The following is a 25,417-nucleotide window of genomic DNA, read 5'->3' on the forward strand; positions in this document are numbered from 1 at the left end:
AAATATCAAGTCAATCCCTTGATAATTTTGTGGTGATAAATTGGTGGTGATAAATTTGCCAAATGAATAAAAACGCTTGGCAAAACATGGGTAGATTTTTGCCAAAACGCTTTATTTGCTATTTATTGCCAAAAATTGCCAAAAAATGCTAAACTAAGCCGATTAAATCGTTTGGATTACTGATTATGTTTCGTCCTTTGGCATTATTTATCGGACTTCGATATACCAAAGCTAAACGCAAAAATGGCTTTATTTCCTTTATTTCTTTTATCTCCGCCATTGGTCTAACGCTGGGCGTGGCGGTGCTGATTACCGTGCTGTCGGTGATGAATGGCTTTGACCGTGAAATCAAATCTCGCATTTTGGGCATGGTGCCACAAGCGGCGGTAACTTCATCGGAGATTATCAGCGACTGGCAGCCACTTGCCGAGCAGATTTTGGGCGAAAATAAAGAAGTGCAAGCCACCGCTCCTTATATTCAACTACAAGGCATGCTGACTGCCGAAGGGCAAGTGTCTGGCATTTTAATCTCTGGCATCGAACCCAAATACGAAAAGCAAGTGTCAATCATCGATCAGCACATGGTGGCAGGCAGCCTAGATGACCTAAAAGCAGGCGAGTTTGGCATCATTTTGGGCGAGTCGATGGCGATCAATATGGGGCTAAGACTGGGCGACAAAGTTACTTTGGTGTTGCCTGAAGCATCGCCGTCAGCGGCGGGCGTGATTCCCAGATTTAAGCGATTTACCTTAGTGGGCGTGTATCACATCGGCAGTGAAATTGATGGCACAATGGGCTTTGTGCAGATGCGTGATGCTGGCGTGATGCTCAGATTGCCAGAAGGGGCGCAGGGGATTCGCATGAAGCTTGATAATATCTTTAAAGCCCCACAAGTGGCAAATCGTGCTGCCAATATTGATCCTGTGCGACTGTATCCGAGCGACTGGACGACAACGCACGGCAACCTGTTTAGTGCCATTCAGATGGAAAAAGCCATGATTGGTCTGCTCCTATTTCTTATCGTGGTGGTGGCAGCGTTTAATATCGTCTCAAGCCTTGTGATGCTGGTTACGGACAAAAAATCCGACATCGCCATTTTAAAGACTTTTGGGGCATCGCCAAAACTTGTGATGCAAGTATTTATGGTGCAGGGCATGATTATTGGCGTGGTTGGCACAGTGATTGGTACGATTTTGGGCGTAACATTGGCATTGTCGGTGAATGACATTTTGGTATTTATCAGCCGTGTGTTTGGCGTGAATTTGTTTGACGGCAGTGTCTATCCTGTGGACTTTTTGCCATCGCAGATTGAGGTGCTTGATGTGCTGATGATTACCAGTGCGTCGTTTTTGCTCAGTTTTTTGATGACGATTTATCCAGCACGGCGAGCAGCAAAAATCGAACCTGCCCAGACCTTACGCTACGAATAGGAAATGATGATGAGTATAATTTTGCAAGCCATAAACATCAGCAAAGTCTATCACGAAGGCAAAATCCAAACGCCAGTGCTGACAGGTCTGGATTTGACGGTGCAAGCAGGCGAGCGTATCGCCATCGTGGGCAGTAGCGGCTCTGGCAAATCCACCTTGCTGCATCTGCTTGGCGGCTTGGATACGCCCACTACTGGTGAAGTCTGGCTAAAAGGCGTTTGTTTGACACACTTAAATGAGACCCAGCGTGGCGAGCTGAGAAACCGCCATTTGGGGTTTATTTACCAATTTCATCATCTGCTGGCGGAGTTTGATGCCACCGAAAATGTCGCCATGCCGCTGCTGATGCGTCAAGATGTCAACATCAAAGAAGCGACACGCCGTGCCAATGCACTGCTTGAGCGTGTGGGCTTGGGTCATCGGCTGCATCATCGCCCAAGCGAGCTGTCAGGTGGTGAGCGTCAGCGTGTCGCCATCGCTCGTGCTTTGGTGACTGAGCCGGCATTGGTGATGGCAGATGAGCCGACGGGCAATTTGGACGACGAAAACGCCCAAGCAGTGTTTGAGCTGCTTTCAGAATTGCAATCGTCCATCGGTATGGCATTATTGATGGTAACGCACGACAGACACCTTGCCGCTCAAGCGGATAGAGTGCTAGAAATGAAAAGCGGTCAATGGCTTTAATTGGCTTTAATGGCAATATTTTATTGATAATTTGATTGATTAATCATTAATAAATTTTGATAAACCATTTAAAATGATTGATAAATAAACACTTGGCAAGATTGAAAATTATTAAGTAAAACTAAAAAATCAAGCAACGGTGATATTTGCTTGATTTTTATTTTTTTTAAATTTTGATAATATCGCACCAAAATTATTGCGGATTTTGGGCAAGATTGGTGTATTTATCAAAATTTTCGATGTACTGATCAAGGTTTTCGGCGAGCATCTGCTGGTATTTTTCGGTATAAAATTTGATAATGTCGTCTTTTTCTTTTGCCAAATCGCTGCCTTTGACAAAGCCGATGGTTGCAGCCGATACCGCAAAGCGAGCGGCGGCATAGTTTAGACTGGCAGCAACTTGCCCTGCGTGCGATGCTGGCGACAGCTGGCTATTGGCAAGGCTGATGACCGCATCAGCACGCTCAAAAAACGCATTCATCTGTGCTTGAAATTCTTCTTCGTTAAATTCTGGATTGCCAGTTTGATTATCTGCCATGATTGTCTCCGAACAAATAAAAGATATGAGATAAAATGTAAAATAAAAAGATACAAAAAAAAGCCTTAGAAAAGAACATTCTAAGGCTTTTGGCTGATTTATGCAAGCAGCTCAGATGGCGGCACGCAAAATATCGGCTTTGTCGGTTTTTTCCCAAGTAAAGGCATGATCTGAGCCAGTGCGACCAAAATGCCCATAACTGGCGGTAACTTGATACATGGGTTGTAACAAATCGAGCATGCGAGTGATGGCATAAGGGCGTAAATCAAAATGCGTACGAATCAGTTTGACGATGTCGCTGTCGCTGATTTTTCCAGTGTTGAAGGTATTGACCGAGATGGAAGTTGGCTCTGCCACGCCGATGGCATAGCTGACCTGCACTTCGCAGCGATCTGCCAGACCTGCGGCGACAATGTTTTTGGCGACATAGCGGCCAGCATAGGCGGCACTTCTGTCCACTTTTGAAGGATCTTTACCGCTGAATGCACCACCGCCATGGCGAGCCATACCGCCATAGGTGTCCACGATGATTTTACGACCTGTCAAGCCAGCATCGCCCACAGGGCCGCCGATGACAAATTTGCCCGTTGGGTTGATGTGATACAGCGTGTCTTTGTGCAATAGGTTGGCAGGAATGACCTTTTTGATGATTTCTTCCATGACCGCTTCTTGCAGGTCTTTTTGGCTGATTTCAGGGTTGTGCTGGGTTGATAACACCAAAGCATCGATGGCAAATGGCTTAAACTGCTCATCATAATGCATAGTAACCTGAGCTTTGGCATCAGGGCGTAGCCAAGGCAGCGTGCCGTTTTTACGCAGTTCAGCCTGACGCTCCATCAGGCGGTGGCTTAACTGAATCGGTGCTGGCATCAGTACATCGGTTTCGTTGGTGGCATAGCCGAACATCAAGCCTTGGTCGCCAGCCCCTTGATCTTCAGGGTGCTGTCTGTCCACGCCTTGGGCGATGTCTGGCGATTGCTTGCCAATCATATTAATCACCGCACAAGTTGAACCATCAAACCCCAGATCGGAATGGTTGTAGCCGATTTTATTCACCGTATCACGCACGATGGCTTCGACATCGATGTTGGCATGCGTGCTGATTTCACCTGCCAGCACTACCGCACCTGTTTTTACCAAGGTTTCGCACGCCACACGGGCGTTTTTGTCTTCTGTCAAGATGGCATCTAACAAGGCGTCAGAGATTTGATCTGCCATCTTGTCTGGGTGGCCTTCGCTGACCGATTCTGAAGTAAATACTGAATAGTTCATAAAAATTCGCTTAAATCATATTAAATAAAAACAAAATCGCACAAGTTCTGGTGGCTTTTTTAGGCTTGACAGAACAAATACCCATTTGCACGAGACAAAGCAGCAGCCAAAACAGTCATGGCTGATTACTAACACCAATTGCCAGTCGATTGATAGCAGTGCCAAAGTGCATCAAATTGCCGGCAATACCAATAATAAGATAAACTGTGGATATTTGGGGGAGAATTATACGCCAAATCAAAGCAAAAGACTAATGAAAAATTTTCATACCTTCATGAAAAAGCCATAAAAAGTCAAAAAAAATCACCGTAAGGCAGGCTTTAGCGGTGATGATTTATGATTTAAATTTGAAATTTAACTCAAATGGAAAAATCGTCTTTGTTGGCGGTGTTTTGATTGGTACTTTGGTTGGCATTTTGGCGTGCTTGTTCACGCTGTTTGTGTCCTTTTTGCTGGCGAAATTTGGGTGCTTTGGCGTTATAGCCGTGGCGAGCTTGCCAGTCTTTGATGGTGCGATAATGCCAAAATAGCCGAAACGCCATGCCCAGCACCACACTAGTGATGATGGCACTTAGCACCAAACCCAGCACCATCGCCTGCCAAGAAAAAATCTTGTGATGATCTAAGGGGTTAGCACCGTCAGCGGTCATCCATAAGGTCAAATCGGTCAAAATCATGCCGATGGCACGAATGCCCAAAATCGGCTCACCAAGTAACGCCGCCCCCAGTGAATAAGCCAGCCAAAACACAGGAATGGCGGTCAAAGGGTTGGTAATCCAAGTCAGAGCAACTGCCATCGGAATGTTGGCACGAAAAATGAGCGAGCCGATGATGGCAAGTGGCATCTGCCCGGGCAAGGGGAAAAACGCTGCCAAAACACCCACATAAACGGCACGATTGAGCGAACCACGATTCATCTGCCACAGGCGTGGATCTGTCAAAAATGGTGCAAACATCGCAACCAAGCGATTTTCTCGCAGCTTTTCAGGTGTTGGTAGCCAGGCTTTGATTTTATTTTTTGGCATGGGGCTGGTATGAATAGAAAATTGATATTATAACAAAATTTTGCCAATAAAACGAGTGCCAAACCATCGCCTTTGGTGGATTTTGGGGCGGATTTACCGCAGTTTTATCAAAGTGGGCAGCAAAATTGACCGTGTGCAAAAATGTGTGTGGCAAAATCCATCGGCTGTGGTAGAATGTGGCAAATGATTAAGGATTTGCCATGATTGATAAAATTAAAATTCAAACGCCCAAACCGTCCGCCAAGCCAAAAAAAGCCTTGATTTGGATTGATCTTGAGATGACAGGACTGGACACTCAGCATGACGAGATTATCGAGATTGCGACCATTGTTACTGATGATCATTTGAACATTTTGGCAGAAGGGCCTGTGCTGGCGATTAAGGTGAGCGACATGGTGTTAAACGCCATGGACGACTGGAACAAAAATCAGCATGGACAATCAGGCTTGATTGACCGTGTCCGCCGCAGCACGATTACACTGGCAGAAGCCGAACGCCAGACGCTGGAGTTTTTGGCAAAATGGGTGGACGCAGGCATCTCGCCGATGTGTGGCAATTCCATCTGCCAAGACCGCCGTTTTTTGGCACGACAAATGCCCGCACTTGAGCGATATTTCCACTATCGCAACCTAGATGTCTCAAGCGTCAAAGAGCTGTGCTATCGCTGGCGACCTGATGTGGCGGCAGGTTATCATAAGGGCGGGGCTCATCTGGCGCTGGACGATATTCGTGATTCGATTCGTGAATTGCGTCATTATCGTGAGCATTTTTTCCAATTACTTGATTAATTAAATTAAATTTTGATTTAAATTTATATTAAAATTTAACGATTGGTTTTAAGATTTTTTTTATCATTTTAATTGTTAAAAATTTATCAATTCAATAATTATTATTTATTATCAAAATTTACCAATTCACCAAAAGTAACAATCCGCCAAGTGTTGTGCTTGACGGATTGTTTTATGTATAAATTTGTGAAATCAGAAAACTAAAATCAGTAAACCAACATCAGCAAATTAGACCAAATGAATTAAAATTCAATCACCACTTTCATGGCTTTGTTTTCGCTGGCGTGCTTAAAGACATCGTAGGCTTTTTCGATTTCGTCAAATTTGAAATGATGTGTTGCCAGTTTTTCCATCGGCAGCTTGCTGCATTGGCAGGCTTTGAGCAGCATGCCTGTGGTGTTGGCATTGACCAGCCCTGTGGTGATGGTTAGGTTTTTGATCCATAATTTTTCAAGCTCAAAATTCACCGAAGTGCCATGCACGCCGACATTTGCCAAGTTGCCACCTTCTTTGACGACTTTTTGGCAAATATCCCAAGTGGCAGGGATACCGACCGCTTCCATCGCACAATCCACGCCACGCCCATCGGTGATTTGTAAAATGCGAGCCACGGCGTCTTCAGTGGCAGAATTGACGGTGTGCGTTGCACCCATTTGTCTTGCCATCTCTAGGCGGTTGTCGTCCATATCAACGACAATGATGGTCGCTGGTGAGTACAGTTGGGCGGTCAATAAGCAGCCCATGCCCACAGGACCTGCACCGACAATGGCGATACTGTCGCCGGGTTTGACATTGCCGTATTGTACGCCGATTTCGTGTCCTGTTGGCAGTGCGTCTGACAAAAACACCGCCACATCGGTATTTAGACCTTCGGGCAGATGATACAGCGAATTGTCGGCAAATGGCGTGCGGACATATTCTGCCTGCGTGCCATCAATCATATAGCCCATAATCCAGCCACCATCTTGGCGACAGTGCGAGTACAGCTGCTTTTGGCAGTTTTCGCATGAGCCACAGCGAGAGACGCACGAAACCAGCACTTGATCGCCTTTTTTAAAATTACTGACCGCTGAGCCGACTTCTTCGACAATGCCGATACCTTCATGCCCAAGGATACGACCGTCCCATTTGCCAGTTTTTTGGCGAGCGGTGGCTTCAATCTCTGGATTTTTGCCTTTCCAAATGCCCAAATCCGTCCCACAGATGGTGGTTTTGACCATGCGAACGATGGCATCGGTTGGCTCGATGATGACAGGTTTTGGACGCTCTTCAAAGCGAATATCGTCTTTGCCATAATAAGTCATGGCTTTCATTGTACTCATAACAGTCTCCTTGGTTGGTGGCACAAAATTATGATTTACCTTAAGTACAACATAGCACCATTATCGCCCAAAGTAAAGCACATAATGAACAATTATTAATCAATTTATAAAGTTATATTATAACAAAATGCTGTTCAGTACTGATGTTTATTCAAGTCAAGCAAAGTTAAATAAAGTGAAATAAAATTAGGCAAGGTTAAGCAAAGTTAAACGGTGCAACCGATGAAGTCCGAACAACAAAAAGCACCCAAAATTTTGAGTGCTTTTGTAGATGGTTAAATTTGGATTGGCTAAATTTTTTATACTGGGTTAAATTGGGTTAAACTTTTATTAAAAATACGCCAAAATTCAACCGACTAAAACCGACTTTGTACGCCTATAAATCCACCGACATCGGTATCGCCATCGCTGTGCGTGGCATCGACGCCTGCGGTGAGCTGAGCTTTGCCAAAGTCAAATTTTGCCCCTAAGTGGGCGATGCTGCGGTGCTGTTTGTCGTTTGCCACAGGCAGGCTAAAGCCACGAGTGTAGCCGTCCAGTGAAGTGATGCCAGCGGTGATTTGGCGTGGATCGTCATTAAATTCGTGCTGATAGCCGACACCGCCAAACAGTTCGGCTTTATCGCTGATATTGGCGGCAAGATTCAGACCAATCTCGCCTTGGGTGGATTTTTGTTTTTGACTGTCAAAACGCATGGCGGTGGAGAGTTTGGGCTGATTTTCGATCAGTGTTTTGACCTTGACCGTCTGCGTACTGACACCCAGATAAGGGCGATAGGTTACTTTACCAACACCAATACCATAGCTGCCTTGCAAGCTGGCGTAGGTGCGTCTGCCTGTGCCATCGGCTTGGTGGCTGCGTGCCGCACCGTCCCACACGATTTGGCGGTCAGTCTGGATATCCAAGCGGTCAATGCCGACATTGGCGGTCAGATTGAGCTGATTAAAATCGTGGCTGTGGTACACGCCGACGCCTGTTTGTTTGCTTTGGCTGTCGGTGTGCGTGCCTAGGCGGTGTGATTGTTTTTGATGCTGCACATAAGCACCTGTGCGATAGTTCGGCTGGGCAATATCCAGCCCCACGATGGTATTTGGGCGGTTATTATCACTGCCTGCGACATCTACCCAAATGGACTGTTCGTGATTGTCCAGTCGTGCCAGACGGCGGTGTAGCTGGGTGTTGGCATATTTACCATCGCTGATGAGATGAGTTGGCAAAGTGGCGACTTGGGCAGGGCTGTCAATGATGGATTGATAATACTGTGCCAAAATGCGGTGCGTGCGTCCTGATGGGTGGATACCATCGGCAAAGGCGTAGGTTTCGTTGGCATTTTCGGCGGTTTTTTGCCAGTCTTTGGGCTGACAAGATAGCGAAACTGAAACCAAAGAAGCGTTGGTGCAAGCAGCCTTATCCACATTGACAAAGCCAAAATTTGCCTTATCCTGCACCGCTTCTTGGAGCAGGGCAAAGGTATTGGCGGCAATCACATTGGCATCGCTTGCGTTCAGCGTCTGATACAAGGTTTGGTTGTAGAGCTTGGCGGCAGTGGTGGCGGTGGCAGACTCTTTGGGGTTGTGGACTTTTTCAGGGGTGATGCCGACATCTGGCAGGCTTGGTACGAGAATGTAATTTGCCCCTGCTTGCTGCAGTCGCTGAATTTGTTCGGCTTGCTCTTTGGCGGATTTTTGAATCAATGCCAGTGCCGCCGCTTGGTTGCTCATTTTGCCAGCGGCTATCAAATCATTTGCCCCAATCCATACGCTGTATAAGGCGTTGGGGTCGGCTTTGTTATTCGTTTGGGCAAAATATTCGTCAATTTGCTTGGTAACAGGCGTGCGTTCAATGCCAAAACTGTTTTCAAGCGTGCTAACTCTAGCACCGCCAACGGCATAGTTGGTATGGGCAATGTCGCCATCAAAAGCGGTGGCGGTGTGTCCGTACGATTTTGCCAAAATCTTTGACCAAGGGTCGTCAGGATTGGTGGTAAATGATGGCTGGGCTTGCCCAATCAATAAGCGAGGAAGTGACAGCGGCGGCAGACTGTTGATTTGCTCAGACAGTCGCCCTGTGTCGGTCAAGCTGTCGCCAAAAAACACCGTTTGGCTAAATGATTCAGCATGGGCAGGCAGAGCAATCGCACAAGCGATGGCAAGTGGGCTTAATTTGATGAGTTTTCCCAAAGTTTTCATAAATACAAATCCTTTTTGGTGAACGGTTGTATCATTGTAATGAAAACTTCGGCAATGTGCAAGATAAATTGTTTATTTAATTTATCAAACCGATTAAATGAATCAAAAAAATAAAGTGAATTAAGAAAATTTTTATCAAACAAACATCAGCCAAACTCAGCCAACACCAACTGCTCTTGTACCAAAAAGCCAATTTCGGCCTGCACTTTTTGTCCATCATCACGCCAGTCGCCCAGCACGATGCGAGTTTTGCCAGCATCGACGGCATCATGATGCACGGCAGGTCGGTGCGTGTGTCCGTGTAGCAGCACATCATAGCCAGTTAGGGCGGCTTTGATGGCATCGGCGTTGGCGTCCATGATGGCGGTGGTTTTTTGGGCTTTGTCGGCTTTGGATTTGTTTTTGATATTGCCTGCCAGTTTTTGGCGAAATGTCAGTGGCAATTTGGCAAGCAAAAAACGCACCACAGGGTGGCGAATCACGGCACGGTAGCGTTGATAGGCGACATCGTCCGTGCATAGGGCATCGCCATGCTCTAGGCGAATGCGTTGGCTTGCGGTTGTCAGCACAAATGGCTCATCAATCAACGCACCGCCAAACAAGCGGCACAAACCTTGACCGATGGCAAAATCACGGTTGCCATGCATGACAAAAATCTGCACCCGCTTATCCGACAGCCGCTTTAGGGCAGTGATGACAGGGTGCAGCCAGTGGGCGGCTTGGTCGGTGGGATTGAGATTCAGATAAGTATCATCGCCCAGCCATGCATCTAGCCAATCGCCCAAAATGTATAAACTTACCAGATTGGGCAGCTGGCATAAGTCGTTTATCAGAGCAATAAACGCCTGCGTAAGCCTAGGTGTGTCCGCCGATAAATGCAAATCGCTAACAAAAGCCGCCTGAATTTCAGACGGCTTGGTGGTAAACAGATAATCGCAGCTTGGCATCTGATTTCTTGGTGCTGTTATTTTTTGATAATCTTGGCACTGTGAATCACCACAGGCTGAGTCGGTACATCGGCATGATAACCAAAGCGGCCTGTTGGCACGCCTTTGATTTGGTTTACCACGTCCATGCCGTCAATCACTTGACCAAAGACTGCATAGCCCCAGCCTTGTGGCGTTGGGCTTGAGTAGTTTAGAAAATCGTTGTCTTTGACATTGATAAAAAACTGTGCCGTGGCTGAATGTGGATCAGAAGTGCGAGCCATGGCGATGGTGCCAACGGTGTTTTTCAGGCCGTTGTCCGCTTCGTTTTTGATGGGTGTGCCGGTACGCTTTTCGTTCATCTGAGCGTCCATACCGCCACCTTGAATCATAAAGCCGTCAATCACACGGTGAAAAATCAAGCCGTCATAATGGCCAGATTCGACATAATCGATGAAATTGGCAACCGTAACAGGTGCTTTTTCGGCGTTTAATTCGATGACGATTTGACCAAAGCTGGTGTCAAATTCTACAACAGGCATATCCATAAAAAATCCTTACAAATCAACAATGTAACAAGATAAAAACTGCTTAATAACGATTTAAAAATCAAGGTTAAAAGCGTCAAATCAATGAAAAATTAAGGCTCATTATAACACAAATAACGCAAATTATAACAAACTCACCGATATATGGGGTGTGTTGTGAGAATTTAAAGTGTGATGTGCTGCTAAAATTAAAATGGCAAAATGGCGATGTATTGAAATTTAATAAGGGCAAAGGTTGTGATGACTGCGATAACAGTGGGGTTTTGCTGTATTTTGATGAATTTTGGTGATGGTGGCTGCTGTTGATGATAGCTGGCAAAAATTTGTGATATTTTTGGATAAGCTGAATTTTTTACAAGTTTTGGCTAAGTTTGACAAATTTTGTTCAAGTTGTCATGTGTCTGGATTATTACTAAAGGTTTGCGATTTTGTCAAATACCAAACATTTAGCAAAAAATCTGCAAAAGTAGTTGTATTTTTTCAAAGATATATTTAAAATGAATGTTAAAAATGGTGCCAAGCCACCCAGAGCAAAAACGCAATTTTTGACAAATATCTAGGCAGCTTGGCAAGTGTCGATGATTTACGCTCAAGGAGACAATCATGCGTTCATTAAACTTTACCAAAACTGCACTGTGCATCGCCTTGGCATTGGGTGTGGTCGCTTGTGGCGACAAACCTGCCCAAGAGCCAGAAACCAAAGCCAAAGCCACCGCCAAGGCATCAGACGATACCGAAGTCAAGCTACTCACCGAAGCAGAAATCGCCAAATTGCCTGTGATTGAAGCGGTGCTGACTCACGCCCCTGAAGTACCGCCACCAGTGAACCGTGATCACCCAGCCAAAGTGATTGTCAAAGTTGAAACGGTCGAAAAAACCATGCGTCTGGCAGATGGCGTGGATTACAATTTCTGGACTTTTGACGGTCAAGTACCGGGTCGCTTTATCCGTGTGCGTCAAGGCGACTATGTCGAATTTCATCTATCAAACCACCCAGATTCTAAGATGCCGCACAACATTGACTTGCATGGCGTGACAGGACCCGGCGGCGGTGCTGAAGGCTCGTTCACCGCACCGGGTCATACATCGCAGTTTAGTTTCCAAGCATTGCAGCCGGGCTTGTATGTCTATCACTGTGCGGTCGCCCCTGTGGGTATGCACATCGGTAACGGTATGTATGGCTTGATTTTGGTTGAGCCACCAGAAGGCTTGCCAAAAGTGGATAAAGAATACTATGTGATGCAGGGCGATTTTTATACCAAAGGCAAATACGGCGAGCCGGGCTTGCAGCCATTTGACATGGATAAAGCGATTCGTGAAGATGCCGAATATGTGGTCTTTAACGGCTCGGTGGGTGCTTTGACTGGCGAAAAAGCCCTAAAAGCCAAAGTCGGTGAGACAGTTCGCTTGTTTGTCGGTAACGGTGGTCCGAACTTGACATCGTCATTCCATGTGATTGGTGAGATTTTTGATAAGGTTTATATCGAAGGTGGTAGCCAAACTAACCACAATATCCAAACTACGATGATTCCTGCTGGTGGTTCGGCGATTACTGAGTTTAAGGTCAATGTACCGGGCGATTATGTGTTAGTAGACCATGCCATTTTCCGTGCCTTTAACAAAGGGGCATTGGGTATCTTGCACGCTGATGGCGATGAAAACCACACCATCTACTCGCACAAACAAAAAGACACCGTGTATTTGCCAGAAGGTCAGGCAACCCAAACCATGCCAAACGCCGCCGCTGAGTCTGCTGCCAGCAAACCTGCCGCTGCCAAGACCAAGCAAGAGCGTATCAAGCTGGGCGAAGCCATCTATAACGCCAACTGTGCAGCGTGTCACCAACCAGGTGGTACAGGCGTACCAAATGCCTTCCCACCACTGGCGAAGTCTGACTACCTATTGGCGGACAAAACTCGTGGTATTCATGCGATTAAGAAAGGCTTAAGCGGTAAACTGACCGTCAATGGCAAAGAGTTTAACAGTGTGATGCCAGCGGTTAATCTTAACGATGAACAAATCGCCAATGTCCTAACTTATGTGCTTAATAGCTGGGGCAATGACGGCGGTGAAGTTACCGTTGATGAAGTCAAAAACCACAAATAATCCACAATTTACCCAAAATGTGCGATAAGATAATTTGGTGCATTTGATACAATCATCAAACAGTTATCAAACAATTATCAAGACAATCAAAACATTTTGGGTAACTGGGATAATCAATCAGACAAAGCAACATGGTGGTGGCTATCGCTGTGTTGCTTTTGTCCAATCAAAGGGGGAGTTATGGCATTATTCAGCTGGCAGTGCCGATATTTACCGATGATACCAATGATAAGGGCGGCTATGATAACCGCAGCGGCGATGGCGGCGTTTTTTGGTGCCAATGCTTATGCCGCCGCCAAGCAGGTCAAAATCTCAGGCGGTATCTATCGCCCATTATACCTAAGCAAAGACAGCCCAAAGGTGACGGTCAAGCCGTTTTCGCTCGATGTTTTGCCAGTAACCAATCGAGAATTTCAAAGTTTTTTACAAAAAAATCCCAACTACGCTCGGGGTAAAATCGCACCGATTTTTGCCGATACTGGCTATCTAAAACACTGGCAAAAAACCAGCACAGGCTTTGTGCCAAAAGCTGCGGATATGAATAAGCCAGTAACCAACATCTCTTGGTATGCCGCCAATCAATATTGCAAAGCCCAAGGCAAGCGACTGCCCACGGTCGAAGAGTGGGAATATGTCGCACGAGCGTCCGCCAAAAACAAAGACGGCAGCCGTGAAAAAGGCTACAATCAGCGGATTTTGGATTGGTATGCCAAATCAGCGTCCAGCAGCTATCAGATGAGTGAAGTCGGTCAATCGCCTGCCAATTATTGGGGCGTCAAAGATATGCATGGCTTGATTTGGGAATGGACGGAGAATTTCAACTCCGCCTTGGTCAGTGGCGAATCTCGTGCCGACAGTCAGCTAAACCAAACCATGTTTTGTGGTTCGGGGGCGGCAGGTGCAGCAGACCCCAGTGATTATGCCGCCTTTATGCGGTACGCTTTTCGCTCAAGTTTGACCGCCAAATACACGGTGGGTAGTCTGGGTTTTCGCTGTGCGTCATCGTGATGGTGATGATGAAAATTAGCCATTTTATGTTAATTTTACTAAAATCAATCCGTGTTTTATCTGAATTAATTTATCTAAAATACCAAACCACTTGGGGCAAATCATGAAAAAAATCAACAAATTAACCGCACTGGCGATGATGGCAACGATGGGCTGGGTGAGCTTGACAGGTTGCCAAAAAACAGCAGACACCACACAGCAAGACACCGCACAAACCGCCAGCGACACGCCAGCGTCACACGATGCACATTCTCACGCCGAGCATGAGCAGATGACATCAGAGCCAGCCGAAGCCTTGGGGCAGGATTATTCGCTGTATCAAATCGGCGGCGAGTGGCAGGACCAAAACGCCACCATGCACAGCCTTGATGAGCTGCGTGGCAAATACCAAGTGGTCGCCATGGCGTACACCAGTTGTCAGCATACTTGTCCGTTTATCGTGCGGTCGATTAAGCAGATTGAGCGTGCTTTGACACCGCAAGCACTGGCAAATACCAGCTTTACTTTGGTAACTTTTGACACCCAGCGAGACACGCCAGAAGTGATGGCGAACCATTTTAAGCACAACGAACTGAATGACAACTGGCGTTGGCTGCGTAGCGATGATGCCAATACACGCATGCTTGCCAACACGCTCAACATCAAATACCACTATGCCGAAAATGGCGACATCAACCACTCAAACACCATCTCCATTCTGGACAAAGAAGGCAGACTGGTCGCCCAAGGCAATGGCGTGGCAGACAGCGGTATCAAGCCGTTGATTGAGTATCTGAACACCAACGCCCAATAATCAGCCAACGCACCCAAACGCCTAAGCACCCAAAACTGTGGGTGCTTTTTTAATCACGCGATACAATCTATTAAAACCTATTAAAATCCACTTGCCAAAAATCTCAAAATCCATCATCATAATCAGCAGACTGGTATCGATACTGGCGTGTATTTGTCTTAAGGATTTGGTTAAATAATCGGAGATTTATATGAAATTACTTTTATGCAATAAAATTATCTTGGCTATCGGCTTATCCATGGCGGTGCTGACAGGGCAGTCGGCAAATGCGACAGCAGCAGTAGCAGAAGCAGCAGCGGCGGCAGAATGTCAAAATTCTGCAGTTTTTGATCATGATACTGAGAGCTATCTAGATAGTTTATTTACCTTTAAAAAAGATGATAAATGCGGTTTAATTGATGGTATGGGACGGATTGTTGCATCGCCTAGTTATGACTATATCGCAGGTTTTAAAGAAGGCTTGGCAATAGTCTCAAAAAACGACAAAGTCGGCTTCATCGATAAAACTGGTAAAGTGGTTGTTCCCTTACAGTATGATTATGCTTTTGATTTTAAAGAAGGCTTGGCAGCAGTTAAGCAGAATGATGAATATGGTGTCATTGACAAAACTGGCAGAATGGTAATTTTGCCACAATATGACTCTATTACAGGTTTTAAAGAAGGCTTGGCAGCAGTAGAAAAAAATAACAAACATGGCTTCATCGATAAAACTGGTAAAGTGGTTGTTCCCTTACAGTATGATTATGCTTTTGATTTTAAAGAAGGATTGGCAGCGGTCGAGAAAAACAACAAATGGGGATTTATTGACAAAACTGGCAAAGTGATTATCCCTTTGCAATACGATCGAGCTTGGGAATTTCGCAAAGGTTTAGCGATGGTCTCAAAAAACAACAAATGGGGATTTATTGACAAAACTGGCAAAGTGATTATCCCTTTGCAATATGATTATATCGTACCTTTTTTAGGAGATCAGGCACAGGTTAGCTTGGGTGACGGTGTGTTTTATATTGATAAAACTGGTAAAATCGTTGGTATCGCTCAGTGATTTTTAATCAATTTTATCACCCAACCATACCACCGCTGTATTTTGGCGGTGGTATTTTGTATTTATCAAAACCGTGCAAATTGTGCTAAAATAGCCAAGTTATCCCAGTTTAATTAATAAGATACGGAACAAACCATGAACAACCAACCCCTAGACAGCACAGCGGACAAAAACGACTTTATCCGCACCATTATCCGTGATGACCTAGCCAGTGGCAAGCACGACAGCATCATTACTCGCTTTCCACCTGAGCCAAACGGCTACCTACACATCGGCCATGTCAAATCCATCTGCCTAAATTTTGGCGTCGCCAAAGAATTTGCAGGCGTGTGTAACCTACGCTTTGATGACACTAACCCCACCGCCGAAAAGCAGGATTTTGTCGATGGCATCAAGCAAGATGTGCAGTGGCTGGGCTTTGAGTGGGCAGGCGATGTCCGCTATGCGTCTGGTTATTTTGATCAGCTGTATCAGTGGGCGGTGCAGCTGATTGAGCAGGGCGATGCTTATGTGGATTTTCAGACGCCTGATGAGATTCGTGAAAATCGTGGCGGTTTTGGTAAGCCGTCCGTGGCGTCGCCACAGCGTAATGCCACGATTGATGAGAATTTGGCTCGCTTTGACGACATGAAAAACGGCAAGTATAAAGAAGGCGAGGCGGTACTGCGTGCCAAGATTGACATGAATCACGCCAATATGAATATGCGAGATCCTGTCATTTACCGTGTCATGCACGCCCATCACCATCAGACAGGCGATAAATGGTGCATCTATCCGATGTACGACTACGCCCACCCATTGTCAGATGCCATCGAGGGCATTACCCATTCGTTGTGTACGCTGGAGTTTGAGGATCATCGTCCGTTTTATGATTGGGTGATTGACAAGGTGGGCTTTGATAAGCCGCCGCATCAGTACGAATTTAGCCGTCTAAACATTGACCATACTTTGACATCGAAGCGTAAACTCAAGCGTCTGGTGGATATGGGCGTGGTCTCAGGCTGGGACGATCCCCGTATGCCGACTGTGGCAGGTATGCGTCGCCGTGGTTATACGCCTGAAGGCTTGCGTGATTTTTGTGAACGCATCGGCATCACCAAATCAGACGGCTTGGTGGATCATCGCATGCTAGAGTTTAGCGTGCGTAAGTCGCTAGAAGACAGCACGGCACGAGGTATGGCGGTTTTGCGTCCTTTAAAGGTAGTCATCACTAACTTTGATGAAGCGGTCGCCAAATTTGCCACACTAAAAAATGAAAAAACCGTGGTAGAGTTTGACGGTGAAGTGCTGTGGCTCACTCAGCCCAAGCACCCACATTTGGACATGGGCAATCGCCGCATTCCCTTTACCAAGACCATTTATATTGACCAGACGGATTTTGAGATTGAGCCGCCAGCAGGCTATAAGCGACTGTCGCCCCAAAATCCAGAAATTCGCCTGCGTAACAGCTATGTGCTAAAAGTCGATGAATACAAAACAGACGACAACGGTCAAGTCGTTGAGCTGATTGCCACGATTGACGAAAACACCCTTGGTAATAACCCAGAAGGCCGCAAGGTCAAAGGCGTGATTCATTGGGTATCGGCAAGTCATGGCGTGCCTGCCACCGTGCGACTGTATGAGCATTTGTTACTTGAAGATGACGAAATCGCCGACAATCCGCCAGTCGATGACACGCTGGACGCTGATGCAGCATGGATTTATCAGCATTTAAACCCCAATTCTTTGACCGTCTGTCAAGCGGTGGTTGAGCCTGATTTGGCGACGGCAGCAGCAGGCGAGCGATTCCAGTTTGAGCGTGAAAGCTACTTTATCGCCGATACTGTCGAGCATAGCGACAGCTCGCCTGTGTTTAACCAAATTGTCGGTTTAAAAGACAGCTTTAAGCCTGAATAAACATGGCAAAACCAAGCTCAAGTGGGCTTGGTTTTTCGTCTGTTGCTTTTTAGATAAAATTTTTAAAAACCGCCAAAAAAAGATAGTGTTATGAAGCAAGCCACCGCCTTAGCGATTTTAAAAACTGGACAAAATGTCTTTTTAACAGGTCAAGCTGGTGCAGGTAAGACCTATGTGCTTAACCAGTACATCGACTACCTGCGTGTGCGTGGCGTGCCAGTGGCAATCACCGCCAGTACAGGCATCGCATCGACACACATGAACGGCATGACGGTGCATGCTTGGTCAGGTATTGGCATTCAGAACGAATTTACCAAGCTGAATTTAAAAAAACTGGCGATGCGTGAAGATTATCTTGATCGCATCTTAAAAACCAAAGTGCTGATTATCGATGAAATTTCCATGCTGCACGCCAAGCAGCTGGACACCATCGATGCGGTTTTGCGGCATTTTCGCAAAAATGATATGCCGTTTGGCGGTATGCAAGTGGTGTTTTCGGGAGATTTTTTCCAGTTGCCACCGATTGGCGAAAAGGGCGAAACTTCCAAAGAAAAATACGCCTTTATGTCGCAGGCGTGGCTGGATTGTAAATTTCAAATCTGCTATCTGACCGAGCAGCACCGTCAGATGGGCGGTGATGAGCAGGCACGATTTGGCTTATCGCTGAATGATATCCTAAACCAAATCCGCAGCCAAACCGTTACCCAGCAGGCGATCGACATTCTAAAAGCCACCGAAAGCCACACCATCGACATGAATCGCACACGGCTATACACGCACAACGCCGATGTCGATAGCATCAACCAAAAACAGCTTGGCGAATTACAAGCCAAATCCATCACTTTTAGGGCAGTAACCACAGGCGAAAAGGCACTGCAAGAGACGCTCACAAAAAGCGTGCGAGCCCCTACCGAGTTGACGGTTGCCATCGGTGCTAAGGTGATGTTTGTCAAAAATCTGCCGCTGCTTGGCGTGTATAATGGCACGATGGGCGAAGTGATTGGCTTTGTTGGGACTTCTGGCAAGACTTATAAAGACAGCCAAGCCAAGATTGACGAGACGACATATCCGCTGGTACGGCTCAACCACGGTGGTGAGTTGGTTGCCGAGCCTGAGACATGGACGGTTGAAGACAAAGACGGCATGGTACTGGCAAGCTATGCCCAAGTGCCGCTGTGTCTGGCGTGGGCGATTACCGTGCATAAATCCCAAGGCATGACTCTAGATGCTGCCGAGATTGATTTGTCCAAGACCTTTGAAAAAGGGCAGGGCTATGTGGCATTGTCCAGATTACGCACGCTAGATGGGCTAAAATTGCTTGGCTTTAACATCAAAAGTCTGCTACTGGACGAGTGGGTGCAGCGTGTGGATAAGCGGCTGATTGAGCTGTCGAGCGAACACGCTGCGGCGTTTTCTGTGCTTGATGATGCGATGCTTGATGAGATTTACAAGGCATTTATTGATGCTTGTGGCGGCACAAATAATCCCAAAATTATTGAGATGAATCAAAAACACCTACAAGCCAAAAAACAAGCCATCGCCAACAAAAAAGCCAAAATCGACAACGAATCTGGCTCAAAAGACAATGCCAAAATCGAAAGCAACGGCTTGACTGCTACCGTCAATGCCACTTATGAGCTGATTCAAAAAGACCTTGACATCGCCCAAATCGCCAAAGAACGAGCCTTGGCAACTGCAACCATCGCTGGGCATGTGGCGGACATTGGCAAGGTGCTGGGCGAAGATGCGATTGCCGCTTTTCGTCCAGAGCAGGCGGTGCTTGATGAGATCTTGGCGGCGATTGTCAGACTTGATGAGCAAGGCGAGCTGGAGCTGACCGACGGCATCAAAATCAAGCCGATTCGTGATGAATTGCGTGAAAAATACAGCTATGCCGATATTCGCTTGGCGTTGGCGTTTATTGATACCGCTAAGATTGAAGGGGCAAGCGATGACAAATAAACCAAAGGGCAAGCTGCGTCTGGCGATTAACGGCTTTGGGCGGATTGGGCGTAATCTTTTGCGGACTTATGTAGAGCGTTTTGATGAATTTACCGACATTGAGATTGTTGCCATTAATGACATTGCTGCCAAAGATGTGCTGCTGCATTTGCTAAAATTTGACAGCACGCATGGGCGATTTAGCCAGCTTAATCATCATCAAGCCGATGCGACTTTGGGCAAAAAGGGCAATCAAGACTGCCTAAAAATCCAGCGTGGTTTGTCATCGTTTGAGATTTTGTTATTTGATAAGGCTTGTCCTGATGATTTGCCGTGGGCGGATTTGCAGATTGATGTGGTCTTAGAATGCACGGGCAAATTTCGCTCTTATCAAGATGCGATGCGACACCGCACGGCAGGGGCAGGGCAGGTGATTGTTGGGGCAGCACCGTTTGACGAAGTGGACGCCAGCATTGTGATTGGGGTCAATGACGACAAACTTAGCCGCCATTTGCCGATTATCTCCAGTGTGTCCTGCACCACGCAGGCATTGGTACCGCTGCTTGATGTGTTAGATAGTAATTTTGGCGTGGACAGCGTGATGATGACCGAGATTCATGCCGTAACCGCCGATCAAAGCGTGCTGGATCAGGCACATCGAGACTTTCGCCGTGCCAGAGCCAGTGGGCATAATATCATTCCGACCACATCGAGCAGCATCAACGCCACCCAAGCGGTCTTGCCAAATATGCGTGGCAAAATTAACGGCCATTCAATCCGTGTGCCGACCATCAATGTCGCCGCCATTGATTTGACGGTCAAATTCTCCACACTGCAGCCGCTTGATGCGATTCGTGCGGCGTTGGTGGCAGCCAGTAGGGGTAAATTGTCTGGCATCATGGCATATACCGATGAGCCGTTGGTGTCCAGCGATTTTATTGGCGACAGTCATTCGCTGGTGATTGATGGTGAGCAGATGATGGCGGTGGGCGAGCTGGTCAAAATCTATGCATGGTATGATAACGAATGGGGCTACGCCAACCGCTTATTGGAGCTATGCCACCGCTTGGCACAGCTTGATGTCGATTGATTTGCTTGATTGGTTTTGGCTGACTGATTTGAGCTTATCAATTTTGGTTATTGATGAATTGACTCTGATTAATTGGTTATTTTTTTTTTAAATGTTCAACATCATTAAATACAACCAGCTGCCGATGATTTGGCTCAATCGTGGCGATGGTGATGGCGGTATTTTGTACAAAGTCGTGCAATTTTTCATCACGGAACGCTTGCCACGACAGCCCCTTTAAGACAGCGGTCAAAAGGGTCAGCGTGATGCCGTGCGACACCAATAAAATATGCTCACCGTCCTTGTGCCGTGCGATAATTTGCTCAAAGCCGTGCATCACTCGCTGATAAAAGTCCGCCATGCTCTCACCTTGATTGGCGATGCCATCAAAATCCGCTGGGTTTTGGCTGAGTGTCAGATAGGCAGGGTGGTGGCGAAGTTCGGCGATTTTTTGCCCTTCCCACAGTCCAAAATGCAGCTCATTTAAGCCTTTATGATGAAAATGCGGAATCTCTCGCTCACCGATGATATAATCGGCGGTGTCTTGAGCTCGTTTCATCAGGCTAGAATAACAGGCGACAAAAGGCACATCAGCCAGAGCTTGACCAGTTTGCCGAGCAGCCAAAATCCCTTCATCAATCAAAAGGGAATCTTGAAAACCTTGCAGCAGACCTGCCACATTCCATTCGGTGCGACCGTGGCGGATAAGATAAACGGTTAATGCCATGTGATTTGCCTTTATGATATTGATTAAAAATACTTAATTGATAGGGTGCGGTTTTTGGGTGTTACTGTCAGATTGCCGTCAAGGTTGCCATAAAATTACCACAAAAACTGTGATAAAAATTGCCATAAAAATTACCACAAACCCACCACCAAGACCGCAGTACCGCTAAAAACTGCCAAAATAAAATCAGCTGGCGATTTGACCAACTGATTTTTGGCGTATTACAAGCGTTAGTGATTTTCTTTGGCGTGGTTGAGCGTGTATTTTGGAATCTCAATCACCAAATTTTCATCAGCAACGATGCATTGGCAAGACAGGCGAGAATCAGGCTCTAGCCCCCAAGCACGATCGAGCAAGTCGCCTTCGATGTCGTCCATCTCTTCTAGGCTATCAAAACCTTGACGCACGACGACATGGCAAGTGGTGCAGGCTTTTGACATATCGCAAGCGTGCTCGATTTTTATGCCACGCTCAAGCATGGCTTCGCACAGATTTTCGCCAGCATTGACTTCGATAGTTGCCCCTTCTGGGCAGATTTCATGATGGGGTAGGACGGTTACGGTAGTCATAATATTCTCTTATTGGTTAATATGGCTATGGTTTTACCAATCGCTTGTGTGTGTACCAGCCAAAGCGTCTTTGACATTTTTATTCATAATCACACTGGCGAAATGATCGCTGTGTGGCTTAAGTTTGCCTAAGGCATCATCAAGCACGGCTTTGTCATCTTGGGCGATGGCAGCTTGCACCGCTTGCATCTTGTCGGCCAGTGCTTGTTTTTGTTCATCGCTTAACAGCTCGGCAAATTCTTGCAATGCTGAATTTAGGGCGATGAGTTCACGCTCGGCATCGACTTTCAGTTCAATGAGCATGCGAGCCGCTTTGTCTGCTTGAGCGTACTCAAAGCCAGCTTTTAGCAGCTGCTCTTGTTGTTCTTCGGATAAGCCGTAGCTTGGGCTGACCTGAATTTGGCTGACAACATCGGTGGTGGTCTCACGAGCCGACACAGTCAGCTGACCGTTGGCATCGATGGCATAAGTAATCTCAATGCGTGCCAAGCCTGCCTTCATCGGTGGAATGCCATGCAGCTCAAAGCGTGCTAAACTGCGACAATCCGCCACCGTATCACGCTCACCTTGTACCACATGCACCACCATGCCAGTTTGGCCGTCTTGGTGCGTGGTGAATACTTGACGGCGAGTGACAGGAATTGGCGTGTTGCGTGGGATAATCACTTCCACCAAGCCGCCCATGGTTTCCACACCCAAAGACAGTGGCGTAACATCAAGCAGCAGCAGGGCGTTATTGGATTGATTGACCAACTGATCAGCGGCGATGCTGGCACCGATGGCGACCACTTCGTCAGGGTTGATACTACAAAGCGGCGTCCGCCCAAAATGCGTTTGCACCGCTTGGCGAATCACTGGCATGCGTGTCGAACCACCGACCAAAATCACATCGTTCAGCGTGTTTTTGTCAATCTTGGCATCTGCCAATACCTGCCCACAAGCCAAAATAGTGCGGCGAATCACTGGCTCAATAATCTGGCTTAGGGTTTGATTATCCAGTGTGGTTTGTAGCGTTTGCCCTTGGATATTTATATCGATGGCGACCGTGTCGCTGTCGGTCAAGGCTTGTTTGTATTGTTTGGCAAGTTTTGCCAGTCGAGATTTTTCGGCATTGTCAATATCGGCAGGGTTTAGATTGGCGGTTTTGATTAGCCAATTGGCAAGCAAGCGGTCAATGTCATCACCGCCCAAGGCTGAGTTGCCGCCTGTGGCAAGCACTTCAAACACGCCATCTGACAAGCGAAGTAGTGAGACATCAAAAGTCCCACCGCCCAAATCATAAACCAAATATACGCCATGCGTGGTGTTTTTATCCAAACCATAAGCGATGGCAGCGGCAGTTGGCTCGTTTAGCAGTCGTAAAACGGTCAAACCTGCCACCGTGGCAGCGTCTTTGGTGGCGGTACGCTGGGCATCATCAAAATAAGCTGGCACGGTAATCACCGCCCCTTGAATGCTGTCTGGCGGTAGGGCAGCAGCGGCGTGGTTTTTTAGGTGTTTTAGGATATGTGCCGAAGTTTCCACAGGGGATTTTTCACCTTGAGCAGTGATAAACGCTGGCATGGTCTTATCGCTGCCTGCCAACTGATAAGGGTGCGAAAACTTAATATCAGACTTGGCACGCCCCATAAAACGCTTGGCAGAGATGATGGTATTGGTCAAATCATCAGCATATGCCAACGCCTGCTCGCCAACCAGTGGCGTCGTGCTTTGATTGCCATAATACACCACCGATGGCAACAGTGGTGAATGCTCAAACGGCAATACGCCAGCCTTGCCAGAGCGGACGACGCTCACCAAAGAATGCGTCGTCCCAAGGTCAATGCCTAGTGCGTAGCGGTGCTGATGCGGATTTTTACTTTGGTTGGGTTCGCTGATTTGTAATAAAGACATGAGCAGTTCTTATAATTAAGTAATTAAGCAATGATTTACTGATAATACAGTATATCTAATTTTAAATTGAATAAATTTTTAATGAATAAATCCAAAACTTGACGGCTGTCGATCATCGACTGTGTGGCTGATTTTACCCAAAGATTGGTAAAATTAGACATACAAGTCATCATCGTGGCTATCTTGGGACAAGGTTTGGTTAATTTTATTATCAATATCTACAAGCAATTTGCCAAGAAATTGCAATTTGCGTGTCGCATCATCAGCGGCGTCCCAGTGCTGGGCGTGATAAGCCTTGACAAATTGTTCTGCTTGGGTTTGGCTGATTTTTTGTACTGCTTGACTGATGGGATAAAGGCTGTCTGGGCTGTTGGCGTTGTCCAGTGCGATACGCAAATCCATCATTTCGTCCAAAAAATCCCAATCATCAATCGATTGCGACAAATCTGGTGCATAACCTGCCAGTTCAAGCAAATAAGCAGCACGGCTGTCATCGTGAGCTAAGATTTGATAAGCGTGATTGATTAGAGCAGCTTGCTGCAGACTGTCTTGGCTGGCATCACTGCGATCGGGGTGATGCTGCTTTTGTAGGGACAATAGGGCATCTTTGAGTGCCGTTTTATCAATCTGAAAATCTACAGGCAAGCCAAACAAGGCGAAAAAATGAATTTGGGTCATCTTAGTCATAGCAGCTCTCAATCAAGCCAATAGCCAGTGCCAATATTGGTATTGTTGGCATCATGGCTATCGTGGCGTTGTGGTATTTTGTCAATCATCAGACGGTAAAAGACTCACCGCAGCCACATTCGCCAGTTTGGTTTGGGTTGGTGAATTTAAAGCCAGAGTTTAGGCCTTCGGTAACATAGTCCATCTGCAGTCCGTTTAGATAAACCAAACTTTTGGGATCGACAAACACCGACACGCCTTCACTGACAAAGCGTTCATCGTTATCATCAGGCTGATCCACGAACTCCAGCACATAAGCCAGACCAGAACACCCCGCCGTACGCACGCCGACACGAATGCCTTCGCCGCTACCACGGTTTTTAAGAAAATCTTTCACATGCTGTGCAGCACGAGTGGTTAAACTGATCATAATCGCTCCTTTGTTTTACCAAATTGACCAACCCATCACCGATGATGGCGATGTGCCACCATCACTGGATTAGGCTTGTGTTTTGGCTTGATAATCTTCGATTGCCGCTTTGATGGCGTCTTCGGCAAGTACTGAGCAGTGTACTTTGACGGGTGGCAGTGCCAACTCTTCGGCGATGTCTTTGTTTTTGATGGCGGCAGCTTGGTCAAGCGTTTTGCCTTTTAGCCATTCGGTAACTAGCGAGCTTGATGCGATGGCTGAACCGCAGCCATAGGTTTTAAATTTTGCATCTTCGATAATGCCGTCATCGCCAACTTGGATTTGTAGACGCATCACATCGCCGCAGGCAGGCGCACCCACCATGCCAGTGCCGACATTTTTGGCGTTTTTGTCTAGGTTGCCGACATTGCGGGGGTTTTCATAATGATCGATGACTTTATCTGAATATGCCATGATTAACTCTCTTAAACTCTAAAACTTAAATCAATTTATTTTTGTTTGACTTACAAAATCTTGCGATGGCTAGACTTTGTAAGTCTGATGCAATGTTAA

At 46.6% G+C, this 25,417-nt stretch carries 23 protein-coding genes; 10 read left to right on the plus strand and 13 right to left on the minus strand.

Going from position 1 to position 25,417, the window contains the following annotated elements:
- The first annotated feature begins 185 nt into the window (after positions 1-185).
- Together ACFBZI_RS06510 and lolD are read left to right on the plus strand one after the other, a co-directional pair.
- The gene (locus ACFBZI_RS06510; protein WP_375715579.1) at positions 186-1,430 is read left to right on the plus strand and encodes a lipoprotein-releasing ABC transporter permease subunit; all 1,245 of its coding nucleotides are present in this window, start codon (positions 186-188) and stop codon (positions 1,428-1,430) included.
- Between the two features lie 9 nt (positions 1,431-1,439).
- Positions 1,440-2,114, plus strand: coding sequence for a lipoprotein-releasing ABC transporter ATP-binding protein LolD (lolD, locus tag ACFBZI_RS06515; RefSeq protein WP_375715580.1), 675 nt, complete (start codon positions 1,440-1,442; stop codon positions 2,112-2,114).
- A 193-nt stretch (positions 2,115-2,307) separates the two neighbouring features.
- On the opposite strand, the gene ACFBZI_RS06520 is transcribed toward lolD, so the two are convergent.
- The 3 genes from ACFBZI_RS06520 to ACFBZI_RS06530 all read right to left on the minus strand — a co-directional run bounded on the left by ACFBZI_RS06520 (position 2,308) and on the right by ACFBZI_RS06530 (position 4,949).
- Entirely contained in the window at positions 2,308-2,652 is a 345-nt protein-coding gene (locus ACFBZI_RS06520; protein WP_375715581.1) for a DUF3144 domain-containing protein, read from the minus strand.
- 111 nt (positions 2,653-2,763) lie between these two features.
- Complete coding sequence (gene metK, locus ACFBZI_RS06525; protein ID WP_375715582.1) at positions 2,764-3,924, minus strand: methionine adenosyltransferase; 1,161 nt, start codon at positions 3,922-3,924, stop codon at positions 2,764-2,766.
- 359 nt (positions 3,925-4,283) lie between these two features.
- On the minus strand, positions 4,284-4,949 hold the full coding sequence (locus ACFBZI_RS06530) for a DUF2062 domain-containing protein (protein ID WP_375715583.1): 666 nt from the start codon (positions 4,947-4,949) through the stop codon (positions 4,284-4,286).
- A gap of 200 nt (positions 4,950-5,149) precedes the next feature.
- Here ACFBZI_RS06530 and orn point away from each other — a divergent pair, with 200 nt between their 5' ends.
- The gene (gene orn / locus ACFBZI_RS06535; RefSeq protein WP_375715584.1) at positions 5,150-5,737 is read left to right on the plus strand and encodes an oligoribonuclease; all 588 of its coding nucleotides are present in this window, start codon (positions 5,150-5,152) and stop codon (positions 5,735-5,737) included.
- A 242-nt stretch (positions 5,738-5,979) separates the two neighbouring features.
- On the opposite strand, the gene ACFBZI_RS06540 is transcribed toward orn, so the two are convergent.
- From ACFBZI_RS06540 to ACFBZI_RS06555, 4 genes are all read right to left on the minus strand, one after another.
- On the minus strand, positions 5,980-7,059 hold the full coding sequence (locus ACFBZI_RS06540; RefSeq protein WP_375715585.1) for a zinc-dependent alcohol dehydrogenase family protein: 1,080 nt from the start codon (positions 7,057-7,059) through the stop codon (positions 5,980-5,982).
- Positions 7,060-7,415: 356 nt separating this feature from the next.
- On the minus strand, positions 7,416-9,248 hold the full coding sequence (locus ACFBZI_RS06545) for an autotransporter domain-containing protein (protein WP_375715586.1): 1,833 nt from the start codon (positions 9,246-9,248) through the stop codon (positions 7,416-7,418).
- 146 nt (positions 9,249-9,394) lie between these two features.
- Positions 9,395-10,195 (minus strand): UDP-2,3-diacylglucosamine diphosphatase, encoded by an 801-nt coding sequence (locus ACFBZI_RS06550; protein WP_375715587.1) that lies wholly within the window; start codon positions 10,193-10,195, stop codon positions 9,395-9,397.
- Between the two features lie 17 nt (positions 10,196-10,212).
- On the minus strand, positions 10,213-10,722 hold the full coding sequence (locus tag ACFBZI_RS06555; RefSeq protein ID WP_375715588.1) for a peptidylprolyl isomerase: 510 nt from the start codon (positions 10,720-10,722) through the stop codon (positions 10,213-10,215).
- A gap of 603 nt (positions 10,723-11,325) precedes the next feature.
- Between ACFBZI_RS06555 and nirK the strand changes: the two genes are divergently transcribed.
- The 7 genes from nirK (at position 11,326) to ACFBZI_RS06590 (ending at position 20,601) form a co-directional block, all read left to right on the plus strand.
- Positions 11,326-12,828: a copper-containing nitrite reductase gene (gene nirK / locus ACFBZI_RS06560; protein WP_375715589.1), complete on the plus strand. Its 1,503-nt coding sequence runs from the start codon at positions 11,326-11,328 to the stop codon at positions 12,826-12,828.
- 240 nt (positions 12,829-13,068) lie between these two features.
- Entirely contained in the window at positions 13,069-13,836 is a 768-nt protein-coding gene (locus ACFBZI_RS06565; RefSeq protein WP_375715590.1) for a formylglycine-generating enzyme family protein, read from the plus strand.
- A gap of 103 nt (positions 13,837-13,939) precedes the next feature.
- Positions 13,940-14,629: an SCO family protein gene (locus ACFBZI_RS06570; RefSeq protein WP_375715591.1), complete on the plus strand. Its 690-nt coding sequence runs from the start codon at positions 13,940-13,942 to the stop codon at positions 14,627-14,629.
- Between the two features lie 190 nt (positions 14,630-14,819).
- The gene (locus ACFBZI_RS06575; RefSeq protein ID WP_375715592.1) at positions 14,820-15,674 is read left to right on the plus strand and encodes a WG repeat-containing protein; all 855 of its coding nucleotides are present in this window, start codon (positions 14,820-14,822) and stop codon (positions 15,672-15,674) included.
- 135 nt (positions 15,675-15,809) lie between these two features.
- Positions 15,810-17,570 (plus strand): glutamine--tRNA ligase/YqeY domain fusion protein, encoded by a 1,761-nt coding sequence (locus ACFBZI_RS06580; RefSeq protein WP_375715593.1) that lies wholly within the window; start codon positions 15,810-15,812, stop codon positions 17,568-17,570.
- Between the two features lie 90 nt (positions 17,571-17,660).
- The gene (locus ACFBZI_RS06585; protein ID WP_375715594.1) at positions 17,661-19,532 is read left to right on the plus strand and encodes a DEAD/DEAH box helicase; all 1,872 of its coding nucleotides are present in this window, start codon (positions 17,661-17,663) and stop codon (positions 19,530-19,532) included.
- A complete protein-coding gene (locus ACFBZI_RS06590; protein WP_375715595.1) occupies positions 19,522-20,601 on the plus strand; it encodes a type I glyceraldehyde-3-phosphate dehydrogenase in 1,080 nt (359 codons plus the stop codon). Before ACFBZI_RS06585 ends, ACFBZI_RS06590 begins: the two co-directional genes overlap by 11 nt.
- Before the next feature lie 76 nt (positions 20,602-20,677).
- Here ACFBZI_RS06590 and ACFBZI_RS06595 read toward each other — a convergent pair whose 3' ends face one another.
- The 6 genes from ACFBZI_RS06595 to iscU all read right to left on the minus strand — a co-directional run bounded on the left by ACFBZI_RS06595 (position 20,678) and on the right by iscU (position 25,318).
- A complete protein-coding gene (locus ACFBZI_RS06595) occupies positions 20,678-21,307 on the minus strand; it encodes a histidine phosphatase family protein (RefSeq protein WP_375715596.1) in 630 nt (209 codons plus the stop codon).
- A 230-nt stretch (positions 21,308-21,537) separates the two neighbouring features.
- A complete protein-coding gene (gene fdx / locus ACFBZI_RS06600) occupies positions 21,538-21,876 on the minus strand; it encodes an ISC system 2Fe-2S type ferredoxin (protein WP_375715597.1) in 339 nt (112 codons plus the stop codon).
- Between the two features lie 33 nt (positions 21,877-21,909).
- Positions 21,910-23,769, minus strand: a complete 1,860-nt coding sequence (hscA, locus tag ACFBZI_RS06605; protein WP_375715598.1) for a Fe-S protein assembly chaperone HscA — start codon at positions 23,767-23,769, stop codon at positions 21,910-21,912.
- 153 nt (positions 23,770-23,922) lie between these two features.
- Positions 23,923-24,456, minus strand: a complete 534-nt coding sequence (gene hscB, locus ACFBZI_RS06610; RefSeq protein ID WP_375715599.1) for a Fe-S protein assembly co-chaperone HscB — start codon at positions 24,454-24,456, stop codon at positions 23,923-23,925.
- An 88-nt stretch (positions 24,457-24,544) separates the two neighbouring features.
- Positions 24,545-24,865, minus strand: coding sequence for an iron-sulfur cluster assembly protein IscA (iscA, locus tag ACFBZI_RS06615; protein ID WP_446221237.1), 321 nt, complete (start codon positions 24,863-24,865; stop codon positions 24,545-24,547).
- A 69-nt stretch (positions 24,866-24,934) separates the two neighbouring features.
- Positions 24,935-25,318 carry a Fe-S cluster assembly scaffold IscU gene (gene iscU / locus ACFBZI_RS06620; RefSeq protein ID WP_375715600.1) on the minus strand — a complete coding sequence of 128 codons (384 nt, stop codon included), beginning with the start codon at positions 25,316-25,318 and terminating at the stop codon, positions 24,935-24,937.
- Between the last annotated feature and the right edge of the window lie 99 nt (positions 25,319-25,417).

This window comes from Moraxella marmotae (genome assembly GCF_042219885.1).
Lineage (GTDB): Bacteria > Pseudomonadota > Gammaproteobacteria > Pseudomonadales > Moraxellaceae > Moraxella > Moraxella marmotae.